This is a genomic window from Mediterraneibacter butyricigenes (genome assembly GCF_003574295.1).
Taxonomy (GTDB): domain Bacteria; phylum Bacillota; class Clostridia; order Lachnospirales; family Lachnospiraceae; genus Mediterraneibacter_A; species Mediterraneibacter_A butyricigenes.
Map to the genome: position 1 here is coordinate 937,528 of NZ_BHGK01000001.1, position 13,147 is coordinate 950,674.

Consider the following 13,147-nt stretch of genomic DNA (forward strand, 5'->3'; position numbering starts at 1 on the left):
TCAGGCCATCTCCGGGCTGTCCCACAGTGGCAGTTTTATTCCGATTCCAAGCTTTTTCGCATTTCGATATACGGTGCCTCCCCAGGCGATATCCTCAACCGGCATTCCTCCGACGGAATAAACGATGACTTCCTCGTCATTCTCCCGTCCCGGATGTCTGTTCTCAATGATATCTGCCAAGTCAATGATATCTTCTTCCTTGATTTTTCCTTCGTGTTTCAGATCTGTAAATTTGGTTCCGATGATCTGCATCTGCGGATAAGTCGGATAGGGATATTCTTCCTCCCAGGCCTCATAGAGTTTGGAATTATCTACCACCAGCTTGCAGCTTGTCAGGAACTCATCGTCAAATCTGGCTGCCGACGGCATACTGATCAATGCACCCTTCTTCACCCAGTCCCCATTGATATAGGGGAAAGAAGATACATCATCCTTTACCGTCGTTGTAAAACTGACGATATCACTGTCTCGGACTGCCTCTTCCACCGAATCACAAATCTCAATGTGTTTGATCTGTGGCAGTTCTTCCCGGATAAAACCGGTAAATGCATCCAAAGATCTCTGGCTTCTTCCTTTGATCTTCACCGTATCCAGATTCGGGCACACACTGACGAACGCTGCCAGTGATGTTTTTCCCATCACACCAGGACCAATGATCGAAACCACCTCAGAATCCTTCTTTGCCAGATATTTTGCACCTACTCCCGGGATTCCACCAGTTCGGTAAGCACTGACCAAATTGGCTGACATCAACGCCAGCGGAGCTCCGGTATCTTTGTCATTGAGCATCATCATCAGAATGGAACGGGGCAGTCCTTTCTGTTTGTTCTCTACATTGGAACCATACCACTTCATTCCTGCCATCTGATAATTGCCACCCAGATATGCCGGCATTGCCATAAATCTTCGGTCATCTGCATTTTTCGGCATTCCATCAAACTGGGGTTCATCCGGAAATGTGATCATACAGCCGTGGGAATTATGATTTGCGCCACCCATAACATAGTCACCTTTGTATAAAGTCACCAACATATCTTCCATCACTTCCACACAGGAAGCCATATCCTTCACACCGGCTTTGATCATATCCGGTTCACTTAAGTATAAAAAATCAATCTTTGCACTCATATCTGTCACTCCTTTATGAATTTCCTGATCGGATACTCACTCCAGAGCCAGCGTAAGCCTGCAATCCCGGAATGTGCCTTTTTGCACTTCCAATGATCGGAAATGAGTATACCATAGATCATCACTTTTGTACACTATCATATCACAGCATGAAATCTGTCATATCTGAATTCTGAAAGATCCAGTGTCGTTTTTTCTTCCCGTGCCAGCTCACTGAGCAGTGTTCCTACGATTGGTGAAATTCCGAATCCGTGTCCTGTAAATGCACAGGCCGCGATCAGCCCCGGAACTTCTTCAATTTCTCCGATCACCGGAATTCCATCAATACACACATCTTCGTAGCCTGCCCAGGTTCTGACGATCTTCGCATCTGCAAGTTTCGGAATATATTTCATGATTCCACGACAGATACATGGAGCCGTCATTCCCGATGTCATGTTATGTCCGTTATCCTTATTGACTGTTTCCAGTCCGGAAGCTCCTCCAAATACAAAAGAACCGTGATCGGTCTGGTGTCCGTAAAAATCAGCATCTGCTGTTCCCAGCATCTGCGCAAACATCTTTGGCTCAGCCTCTGTTACCAGTGCTTCGATCAGATCATTGGACATCGGTATATCTATCCCTACTGTTCCCAGAATCTTTCGGCTGGCATATCCGGCTGCCACAATCACCTTTTCTCCTTCGTACACATTCTTTCTTGTCACAACCTGACGGATCTTTCCTCTGATTTTCCTTAATTCTACGACCTCTTCTCCTGTATAAAATGCCACCCCAAGTCTTCTGGCTTCTCTGTAATATCCCAGAGTTGTCAGTAACGGGTTCGCATGACCATCTGTCGGACACCAGCTTGCGCCCGTTACTTCTTCGCTCAGGTATGGATTGATCGAACGCACTTCTTTTCCGTCAATCATTCTCACATCCAGACCACAGGCCACTGCCTTATCCGTCAATCCCTGGAGAATCTCCATATGATGTTTGGTCTTTCCAAGCCTTAAGTTCCCTTCTTTATGATATTCTACATTGATTCCGAGTTCCTCGGACAGGTTGGGCCATAAACGTTCCACTGCATACATGGCAAGCGGCAGTTCTCTCGGATCTCTTCCTGACTGTCTGACTCCCCCTCCATTTCGTGCGGAACCTCCGTTTCCGATGCTTTCATCTTTGTCAAGGACAATGACAGAAGTTCCTTTTTTTGCCAGATAATAGGCCGCCGCACATCCGATCACACCACTGCCTACGATAATGACCTCTGCATTCTTACTCATTGTCCTCACCTTCTTTCGCATAAATTTTCATTTCCAAAGGTCTCATCGGTGCTCTGGATGTAGCCGGTTCCAACAACGCCGGTGAAATTTTTAATTCCCTTGCAACGATTCCTTTTACCAGTTTCGCACAAGTCTGTCCCTGACACAGACCCATTCCGCAACGGAGGTATCTTCGGATCTCGGTAATGGTGAACATTCCGTCATAAACCGCTCTTCTGATCTCTCCTTTTGTCACCTCTTCACATCTGCATATAATTCTGTCGTCATCCGGTTCCGGAATGTACTCCCCCAGATCTTCCGTTCTGTCATATATAGTTTCCATGTTATCCCCTCCGTCCTATTTTGCCTTATAAAATCTTGCTTTCATCGCCATGTCTGCCGGTACTTTGATAGTCAGCAGATTGGTATGGTCAAAGGCTTTCGCACTTTTCACCGAAACTACTTCTGCCTCACAGACTTTCTGTCCATCTCTTCCAAGACCATATCCTTTTTCTCCCACTTCCGGAAGTGGAAGAAATTCATAAGGAATCGTTACCGTCGCATATCCTGGTTCATAAGTCTCGTCTACCAGGAAAATAGCCTGTCCGGAGCAGGATGCCACGCACATTCCACATCCTACGCAAACTGCCTGATCATCCACTGCCGGAAGAGATGTAATATGTTCTCCGATCTTAATGCAATGCTTCGGACATGCATCCTGACAGGGGTTACAGGGAATATTCTGGGTACATTCCATCACCGGATGGATTCCGACTTTGTGAGTCACGCCCGGAAACCGTTCGATCTCTTCATCGGTTACAAATCCTTTTTTCAAAAGATTCATGGATACATCGATTCCCTCTTCCGTCTTTTCGATCAGTTTGCCCCGGTTCTTCGGTGCAAACATTCCCTGTCTCAACCCTTCCAACGCTGCTTCATTTTTTCTGGCTCCTTCTTCCAATTCTGCATCTTCAATGTAACCCAGATAGTTTGCTGCAGCGATTCCGGCAATTCTTCCTTCGATCATAGCGGAACTTGCTTCCTCGATTCCGGATACATCACCCGCTACAAAGATTCCTTTGATCGATGTCTCTCCGTATTCATCCACGATCGGAACCTGGCCGCCCCGTTTCGGATTATCTTCCATCTCACATCCTGCCATCTTCAGTAGCTGAGACATTGGAGAAAGTCCCACTGCCAGACAAATGGTATCCACATCAAAATGTTTCTCTGTTCCCGGAATGAACTGAAAATGATTGTCCACTTCCGCAATCGTCACACCAGTTACATGGTCGCTTCCTTCTGCTTTAACGATCGTATGGGACAGATAGAACGGAACGCCTGTCCGTGCCACCTTTGCCGCATGAACACCATATCCGCCGATTCTCGGTGCTGCATCTACCAGTGCAACCACATCGCATCCACACTGCTTTAGCTGAAAACTGACTACCAGTCCTACATTTCCGCTTCCCAGCATCAGAATTTTGTTGCCCGGTTTCACTCCGTGAAGATTCATCATGGTCTGAGCTGCTCCCGCTCCGATGACACCCGGAAGTGTCCATCCTTCAAATGTCACCATATTTTCAGCAGCTCCTGTTGCAATCACAATCACATCGCCTTTATAATGAAAGATTTCTTCTCCTCGTTTTACCGTGATTTCTTTTTCCTGATACATTCCGATCACAGTCGCATTCAATTCCACCTCTACGCCCGCATCGTCTGCTTCTTTCAGTAACTCTTCTCCGATTACAAATCCACGGATCTTTGCTTTGTGTTCTTTGGATCCGAAAAATTTATGAATCTGCTTGAACAACTGGCCGCCCGGCTTTTCATTTTCATCAAATACAACGACCTTCAATCCTCTTTTCGCTGCCTCAATGGCTGCGGACAATCCGGACGGTCCTGCCCCCACAACGATCAAATCATATCTTTTCATTTTTCTCATCTCCTACTTCTGATTTTCAAATGGTTCTGCCGATACTCCATACTGTGTCTGAATCTTCATTCCCTCTTTTAAAGGAGTCACACAGGTTCTCACATTCGGAACTCCATCCACCACCATGACACAATCTGTACATCTTCCGATGGCACAAAAGATTCCTCTTGGTGTGTGCTCCTTCTTGGTGTATCTGTGGATCATGATTCCCGCTGCTTTCAGTGCCACTGCGATCGGTTCTCCCTCATATCCCTGGAGCTTCTGACCGTCATATGTAAAATGAACTAATTTTCCCTTTTTAGGTTCTCCCAAAATCGGATGTTCCGTAATTCGTGTTCCCATCATCCATGCCCTCTTTCTTTTTCTTATTACCAGATAATAATCGCCGGAAGAACTCTCATTCACATTCCGGGATCGTATGCAATTACCAAAGACTTCTGCAAACTCATCCTCCGGTTCCTCATCTGACAAGAAAAGGGTGCCTGCATACCATCTGCAGACGCCCTTGACTGACTATAAAGATTTCTTTTTTGAAGTTATTTGCATGATACTCCACTTTGCGAAAAATGTATTGTAAAAAACGATACTACTTTATTCTCTACTTTTTCTGGGAAAGAATCAGCCCCACAAAGATCAGTCCTGATCCAAGAAGGGACACCACGGTCATCTTCTCATGAAGCACCAGAACCGACAATACCACCGTCACCACCGGCGATACATAAATATAGACACTGGTTTTGATGGCTCCGATCCATTTGGTTGACAGATTCCAGAGCAGGAATCCCAGTGCGCTGGCACAGATCCCGAGAAACAGGAAATTCAGAAAAATCTTCGGTTCTCTCATCACCTGCAAAGCCCAGGATGCATGCTGTGCGATCAGAACCGGAATCAGGAAAATTATTCCATAAAAATAGACTCTCCTGGTCGTTGCAATGATCGGGTAATCCCACTCTCCGATCTTTTTAATCAATGCAGAATAGGCACCCCAGGAAATCATCGCCAGAAAAGCCAGTCCATCTCCCAACGGGTTTAAGTTCAGACTCTTCTGTCCGTTTAAACTGATCAGGATCACTCCCGCGATTGCGATCACAAACCCCAGATAGAATGTAAGACCTGTTTTTTCACTTTTAAAGAAGATGCTCACCATAACTGCCACGAAAAACGGCGCACAGGCTACGATAATCCCGACATTTGAGGCATACGTAATGGAAAGTGCCGTATTTTCCAGCATAAAATACAAGACAATTCCAAACAGTCCTGCGCCCATAAATGCTACTTCCTGCTTTGGATTCTTTAGTTTTAACGGATGCGGCGAAACAAGGAACAGCATCAGAAAAGCCAGCACCGCCCGGGTAAACAACACTTCCGAAGGCATAAACTGCTCCAACAATACCTTCGTTGACACAAAAGTTGCACCCCACATGATCTGTGTTCCGCATGCCATCACATGCCCTAAAATCCTTTGTTTCTCCCTTGTCATTCCCATTTTCTCCTACTGTTCAGCTTTGTTTACGATCCGGATGGAATCCGAACCAGTCGTTTCTCCCCATTTGTTTCCACCAGCGTAAGCACCGGAACATGTTTTTTCCGCAGGCTGTGTACAATCGGATATGCAAAAAACAGGCAATCTGCCACGTAAACCGCTTCCGGCTTGTATTTCAGAATCCGTTTCACTTCCTGTTTAATTCTTGCTTTCCACTCCGGTTTTTCCATGGCAACTTCTCCGTAAATCCCCCGTACTTCCAGTTCCGGCAACTCCGGGAAGTCCAGAAAGACAATCTTCGCTGCCTGAAGTTTCGGAAGCTGATGCAGCAATTGTTCAATCTCGCTGTCTTTCCGGTTCACATACACACCATTTTCCTCCGACTTCCTGCTTTCCGCCTCGTCCTCACGCGTCGCTCCATAACAGACGATCACCGGTGTTTCCTGAAATTCTGCCAGACTGATCTCACAGGCTTTTACCGCATCCTCCAGTGTATCCGTTGTCATCAGGAATCCGCCTTTATGGCAGAACCCGGCTCTTTGAAGTCCGGTTGCTTTTACCAGTTCTTCTCCTTCCAGTCCCAGCCATTCCACCGGAAAGCTGCATTTATAATTCAAAGAATACTCTTTTTTCTGAGGCTGAATACAGTAGCCTCCGCGATTGGACGGAAAGATCACAAATGCAATCTCCGTCTCCGACAGGCGTTTCTGACAGGGAACAAATTCCGGAAGTACCAGGATTTTTGTTCCTTCCTTGCAATCCGCCAACAGTTCTTCCACTCTCTGATCTGCGCGTTCATTTCCCTGAAACCGTTCAAATTTATGTTCCAGAATCATTCCCGCCACACTGACCGCCTGGAAAAAAGCTTCATCACTGCCGCCTTTCGCATCCCACGTCGGATTAAAGTTTCCGATCAGAGTGGCCAGTTCATTCTTTTCTCCCGTATTGTCATTCAGATCCAGCGGCTGCACAAAAGACTCATCAAATTTCTCCGCCAGCTCTTTCCCCAGGATTTCTTCTCCCAGTTCTTCCCAGAGCAGACCAAAGGCCGCATAGGGAGTTCCGTTTTTCCTTACACGGCTGTCCTTCTGATGATGATCGTACTCTCCTCTTCCGATATCAAATACGATTCCATCATAATCCTCCGGCACCTTCGTTCCTCTGATAATTTGAATCTCCGGATTCAGATATAATAGCAATGCAGCCGAAAACACATCGTCTGCATGGAATTTCCCACTGTGCGTAAAAGCAGAAGCCCCCTGTTTTCTGATTCTTTCTATTAATTTACTCATTGATTCCTCCATTCTCCCATCCAGCCAATCACTTTTCCCATCGTAAATGCATATGGTACACTGGAAATCGCTGAGATTCCGGAACCGGAATGTAGCATCAGTACTACACCCAGGCTGTTGATCAAAATCACCACCAATAATGCCAGTTCTCCACGGATAACCGAAAGGCTCTCTGCTGTTTTCTTTTTTGTTGTTTCAATTGTCTCATGTCTTCTCTCATCTGTTTTTTCTGTATTCCTTTCTTGTTTCTCTTTCTACTTCCATATTTCTTCTATTTTTCTCTATTTTTCTTTTTATTTCGTTCATGTCAGCTCTTTTTGTTTCGGCTCATTTCTTTTTCACAACTTCTTTCACCGGTTTCCTCACTCAACCCAGTTCCGCTCAGTCTAGTTTCTAAGTTTATCCCTCTCGTCCAAAATTTGCAAGAAAAAAAGGTCTTTTCAGACCTTTCAGACTGTAGACAAAACACTTTTGGGCTCCCCTTTTTCCCTTCCTGGCTATCATCTTTGCCAGTTTTTTCAGATTCATGCAGGCAAACGTAAGCCCGACTTTCATTTCCATCCGGGCTTTTCCTATCATCTGTGTATAGCGGAATCCGTGGTTTTCTTTTGCTGTTCCGAAGAGGCGCTCTACGGTCTCTTTCCGTTGCGCATACACTTCCTTCATCCCAATCGTATGCCGGATATCCTCACACTTTTCCATGTACGGCTCCCAGATATGCCGGGTCACTACCTTCACATGATCCCTGCTTTCTGTGCACTGCTTCAGGTATTGACATCCTTCACAGACGATTCCGCAGCTCTTGTATTCCCGGTATCCGGAACGGTTCGTCGTATGATAAGCCAGCACCTGATCATTCGGGCATACATAGCAGTCAAAATATTCATCATACACATACTCGGCTTTTTTGAAAAAACCATCTTTGGTCATGGGGCGTTTATACGGTAGAAGCGGTATGATACCATCATCCAGAAGTAACTTTGCTATCGCTGGTGTTTTGTATCCTGCATCAGCTACCAGTGTCTGAATGCCAATGTCTTTTATCTTATCATACAGGGATTTAAATGTCCGGCTGTCATGCTGATTGCCGGGATTTACACTATAACCCAGAATCCATCCGTTTTTGTCACAGGCTGTCTGCACGAAATACGCAAAAACATTTTTATGCTCACCCTTTCGGAACCATCCGCTTTCCGGATCCGTTGTACTTTCCTTGACCGTTTTTTCTTCTTTTCCATCAGAGCTGCCACCACAGGAGGGGGGATCTTTGGGATCTTCCTTCTTTTCTTTCAGAGGCTTTTTCCCATGCGCTTCCCGGTCTTCGTTGATTTCCTTCTTTAACTGCTCTTCGAAGAACAGTGCTTCCTCATCTGCAATCCGTTTCCGCATCTTTTTGCTGTTTGCCCGTGCTTTTACATGGGTGGCATCCACGAAGACCTCGGAAGGATCGATCAGTCTGTATTTATAGCATTCCTGCAGGATACGGGAAAAGATCTGTTCAAAAAGATCAGTATCCTTAAAGCGTCTGGTATAATTCTTTCCAAACGTAGAGAAATGGGGAACCTTGTCCATCATTTCCAGACCGAGGAACCATCGGTATGCGACATTGACTTCGATTTCTTTTACTGTCTTGCGCATGCTTCGGATGCCGTACAGATACTGGATGAATGGAATTTTAATGAGCATGACCGGATCCATACTGGGGCAACCATTGTCTGCACTGTATTTATCGATCACAAGTTCATAGATAAAACTCCAGTCGATTGCCTGGTCAATCAGGCGCAGCAGATGATCCTGCGGAACAAGGTCATCCATGCAGAACATCTGAATCTGTTCTCTTTTCTTATCTGCATTCTGTGTCATCATAGGAAACACCGCCTTTATTTTGATACTTTCATTTTGTGAGATTTATCGCAGTTCAAAACACCGTCGTAGCGCAATTCCTCACAAATTGACGTGAAAAATCCGAGGTAATGTGACAGGTTATAGATTCTCGTCGATTTTGTGAAATAGCTGTTGCAAGCGGTATACTGCAATGTTATAATTTCAACGTAAAAATAGTGGATATTCAGACGTTATGCAATAAAGTACCACAGAACGCAAATTATGAGGTGTTCTCTGCATTTTACGTCTTGTTTTTTGTTAATATGCGCTGTTCATCAGTGCTTTGACTGGTTGATATCGTTAAATAGGAGGAAAAATCAATATGAAAAAACGAATCCTATCAGGGTTGTTAGTAGCGGCAATGCTACTCGCATCATTGCCAACAGCCGCATTTGCGGCGGATGATACGAATGCTGAAGCACTTGACACCGGTGAAACCCAAACGATCCTACCTCAATCAGAGGAGGATGCGGAGCAGTCGACTGTCACCGCACCAAGCTATGAAGTATCTACTACAGCTGAACTCAGCAACGCGCTGACGCAGATTGCGACAAGAGCCGAGGATGAAGCGACCATTGTACTGAAGGCGGATGTAACGCTTCCCAACGACGCTACAAGCGGATATATTTCATTTTTTGGTGCGAATGGCAAGCATATTACTGTGAAAAGCGACGAGGGAGAAATGAAGAAGCTCTCCTTTCCTTCTTATGGTGTTCTGACCGGTGACTGCACCTTTGATAATGTCAATGTGACCGGCAGCAGACTGTTCTGCAATGGCTATCATACAATTTTTACGGAAAACAGTCAGATCCATTTAAGCGAAACACTCTACGGCGGCGGCTACAAAACAACAGTAGACAGCACCTATGTGGTGATTGCCGCCAGCGGCTCTATCAACCCGTCCTCTTCTAGTGGTCTGCACGATGTGATCGGCGGCTCCTATCAAGGCTCCGTTGAGGGTGACACCTATTTGGAAATCACGGGCGATATTCAAATGCAGAGCGGCAACCATCTGAACCCCGGCTGCATGACGGGCGACGGCAGCAGCGGCGATGGCAGGGATGTGCCCGATGTCTATGTTGGCGGCAATGCTACGCTGATTTATGACAACAAAAGTAGTACCGCGTCTCCTGCAATTGAAGGCACATACGGCTGCGAAATGAAGGGGGATGTTACTCTGGATGTTCGTGCAGGCTGTGTGGCGGGCATTGTCGGTACGGAGGAGCCGGTCGATAAATCCATCATTCGTGGTAATTTGCATATCATTGCAGGTAATCCTGCTTATGAGAATACCGATCGGATTCTTCGGTTAGGTAGCAACTGGCCGATTGTCGGCGCAGGTCATCTTTTTGCAGCCATGCCCGGTGCTGTGGGCAATTATGCCATCAATGGCAATATTGTAATCGACACCTATGAAAATGTATGGGCATGGGACAAAGGAACTGAGCCCGACTCGTATGATCTGCCAAACATTTACGGAGCCCTGCGCGGTAACGTAGGCGGCAGCATTACGATTAACGTGCACGGCTCCCATGTGGAAGATATAACCGGGGCGGATCGCTCTAATGTTACTGGTAATGTAACGATCAATGCAGTGAATGCGGAGCTGAAAAATTCGTACTATGAAGATGAAGATTACGATGAAGGCGATATTTATGCAAATTACAGCAGTATAATCAATGGTAAATGCTCCATCAATGTGGATGGCGGCGATGTAAATATCATCCAACTGACAAACTTTGAGCAAATCAATGAAGGCTCTCAGATTACAATTACAGGCAGTCCGAAAATCCGCACTGGTGTGGTTTCTACTTCTAATTATGACACAACCCCGGAGAATGTAGCTGTTACGCTGACCGACTGTACTGCAACAATTCCGTTTATTCAATCATCCACGCATACCCATGTGACCAACAATTCTGATGTGAAATTAAACGGCTTATGGCTCACAGGCAGTTTGACAGTTGACGAAGGCAGTATTCTCAAAACCGATGATTTAGACGATATGGAACTGTCTGGCAATGTGGTCGTAAACGGTACATGGGAACAGCTTTTTACCAACAGCTCGAGAGCAGCGGCCTATGATGTCACGATTGAAGGGACGATGACAGTTGGGACAGGCGGTAAATATATTGGTCACGGTTCAACTCATGTTGCTGGTGATGTAAGTTCCTGTGGCATGATGGCGTTGATGAAGCCGTCTGAGTTTGGCGGGAACTATGCAGGCACAAACGCAGAGCTGCGCTTACCGGCAGTCGTGACGAATTACACAGCTGCTGATATCCCGTTGAAAATCGGCGGCCTTTCCACCGGCACCACCACGGTCAACACGGTGGACCCCACCAACTGGCAGACTCTGAAAAAGCCTGCACTTGGTGACAACTATATCCTCTCAAAGAAAAACACAGACGCCCCCGCGCAGGATGTGTTTGTACTGGGCAATGCCGATGCCGTGGGAGACGGCTGGTTCCTCAAGCGCATGTCCGATGCCAATGGCTCGAACGATTACTATATGTGGCAGGTGGCAAACGGTGTCCGCGTCATCTTCGACAAGAACGGCGGCGATACCGAAGCCTCTCCGCGTATTATGTCGCAGGAGAAGGTTGCAGGCAGTGCAAACCATTTTGACCTGCCGACGACCAATCCGACCCGTACCGGCTACCTGTTCAATGGCTGGAATACCAAGGCGGACGGTACAGGCGATGCCTTTACCGCTACGACCGATGTCAAAAATAATATGACTGTCTACGCGCAGTGGAAGCCGGATGAAGCGTATGCCGTTAAAATCGCACCGATGAACCTGACGGTTTATGTCGGCGGTGACGGCTATCACGGCGTGATCGGTGAAGATGGCAAGTTTGCTGCGAATGATCTGCCGGATATCGGTTTCTATATCACTCTGCCGGACGATATTAACACAATGCTCGGCGGTACAGATGAAAACCCGGTTGATTTGAGCGACAAACTACGACTGACCTCTGACGACGACAACGGTACAATGCGCAGCTGGAGTCTGGAGCTGTACAGCGATGAAAGCAAGAGCCATGTTATGGAGAACGGACGTCGGGTCTATATCTACAAGCTCCGCCAGATCGACGACGGCGAGGAGACCGTCCCCCGCGTACAGTTCACCGGTGCGGACGGCTCGGTCATGACTGAATCGAAGTTTCAGGCGCTGCTCACCGACCAGTTCCGCAACTACAAGATCAGCGTGTATCAGGGTCTGCTGGATGAACAGATATACAAGGCGACTTTAACCGCGGATGGCCAGACCTTCACCCGTCCAATCAAGCTGGGCACTGGCACGCTGAAGGTCCGCGGCAACAATGATACGACTTATCGTGCTATCGAGAACAACACGATTCCGAGCGTTAATCCGCAGGAAAAGGATATCATGCTTGTCAGCACTGCACAGACAGACACGCAGTATTATATCAATAACAGCGGTATCAGCGCATCCTCTGACGGTGTAAAACTGATGGTCGATCACAGTCTGGATGATGCACTTTTAAGTGCGTACATCAATCGAACCTCCAACACCGAAGGCAAGTATTCATATCAGTTCCGTTATCTCGATCTGGTTGATACCTCAAACGGCAATACCTACGTTACCATGGGTGCTGGTCAGAAAATGAACCTGTACTGGCCGGTCCCCAGCGATGCAAAGTCAAACTCTGAGTTCCGTATCATCCACTTTAAGGGCATCGACCGCGACAGTGACGCTGATGTGAATGAACTTTTGACCACTCGTATTCCGGAGGAACTGACATGTGAAACGGTTACAATCGGCGGACAGAAATTCGTTAAGTTCGCAGTTGACTCCTTCTCTCCGTTCGCACTGCTATATGAAAAGGATACGTCTACGCCAACTCAACCATCCGGCGGCGAAGCTCCGAACCAGCCGGGCACCCCGGATACCCCCGTCACACCGAATCAGCCGAACACCCCGGACGTGCCGAGTAACCCCGGTACGCCGGATCGTACCCCCAAGACAGGTGATACGATGAATCTGGCGCTGTGGCTTTCCCTGATGGGACTGTCTTTGGCTGGATTGTTTGGTTCACTGATCGTTGTGAAAAAGAACAGCTATCGTGGCAAACGGATGAAATAAGCCATCAGGAGGCTGGGAGATTCCCAGCCTCCTTCAGACCTTTTTCCCTTTTCTTTCTCTCCATACTTC

At 46.9% G+C, this 13,147-nt stretch carries 10 protein-coding genes; 1 reads left to right on the forward strand and 9 read right to left on the reverse strand.

Annotated features, from left to right (window positions below; all coding sequences use genetic code 11):
- The 9 genes from KGMB01110_RS04420 to KGMB01110_RS04455 form a co-directional block, all read right to left on the reverse strand.
- On the reverse strand, nt 1–1,128 hold the full coding sequence (locus tag KGMB01110_RS04420; protein WP_119297682.1) for a tyramine oxidase subunit B: 1,128 nt from the start codon (nt 1,126–1,128) through the stop codon (nt 1–3).
- Nucleotides 1,129–1,265: 137 nt separating this feature from the next.
- Nucleotides 1,266–2,393: an NAD(P)/FAD-dependent oxidoreductase gene (locus KGMB01110_RS04425; protein WP_119297683.1), complete on the reverse strand. Its 1,128-nt coding sequence runs from the start codon at nt 2,391–2,393 to the stop codon at nt 1,266–1,268.
- Nucleotides 2,386–2,715: a (2Fe-2S)-binding protein gene (locus KGMB01110_RS04430; RefSeq protein ID WP_119297684.1), complete on the reverse strand. Its 330-nt coding sequence runs from the start codon at nt 2,713–2,715 to the stop codon at nt 2,386–2,388. The genes KGMB01110_RS04425 and KGMB01110_RS04430 overlap by 8 nt, the downstream gene beginning before the upstream one ends.
- Before the next feature lie 15 nt (nt 2,716–2,730).
- Nucleotides 2,731–4,308 carry an FAD-dependent oxidoreductase gene (locus tag KGMB01110_RS04435; RefSeq protein ID WP_119297685.1) on the reverse strand — a complete coding sequence of 526 codons (1,578 nt, stop codon included), beginning with the start codon at nt 4,306–4,308 and terminating at the stop codon, nt 2,731–2,733.
- A 12-nt stretch (nt 4,309–4,320) separates the two neighbouring features.
- The gene (locus KGMB01110_RS04440; protein WP_119299079.1) at nt 4,321–4,653 is read right to left on the reverse strand and encodes a (2Fe-2S)-binding protein; all 333 of its coding nucleotides are present in this window, start codon (nt 4,651–4,653) and stop codon (nt 4,321–4,323) included.
- A gap of 253 nt (nt 4,654–4,906) precedes the next feature.
- Nucleotides 4,907–5,788, reverse strand: a complete 882-nt coding sequence (locus tag KGMB01110_RS04445) for a DMT family transporter (protein WP_119297686.1) — start codon at nt 5,786–5,788, stop codon at nt 4,907–4,909.
- A 29-nt stretch (nt 5,789–5,817) separates the two neighbouring features.
- Complete coding sequence (locus KGMB01110_RS04450; RefSeq protein WP_119297687.1) at nt 5,818–7,083, reverse strand: MYG1 family protein; 1,266 nt, start codon at nt 7,081–7,083, stop codon at nt 5,818–5,820.
- Nucleotides 7,080–7,283: a DUF6198 family protein gene (locus KGMB01110_RS15245; RefSeq protein ID WP_330508270.1), complete on the reverse strand. Its 204-nt coding sequence runs from the start codon at nt 7,281–7,283 to the stop codon at nt 7,080–7,082. Before KGMB01110_RS15245 ends, KGMB01110_RS04450 begins: the two co-directional genes overlap by 4 nt.
- A 199-nt stretch (nt 7,284–7,482) precedes the next feature.
- Complete coding sequence (locus tag KGMB01110_RS04455; protein ID WP_119297688.1) at nt 7,483–8,949, reverse strand: IS1182 family transposase; 1,467 nt, start codon at nt 8,947–8,949, stop codon at nt 7,483–7,485.
- Nucleotides 8,950–9,289: 340 nt separating this feature from the next.
- Here KGMB01110_RS04455 and KGMB01110_RS04460 point away from each other — a divergent pair, with 340 nt between their 5' ends.
- Nucleotides 9,290–13,078, forward strand: coding sequence for an InlB B-repeat-containing protein (locus tag KGMB01110_RS04460; RefSeq protein ID WP_119297689.1), 3,789 nt, complete (start codon nt 9,290–9,292; stop codon nt 13,076–13,078).
- Nucleotides 13,079–13,147: the final 69 nt, after the last annotated feature.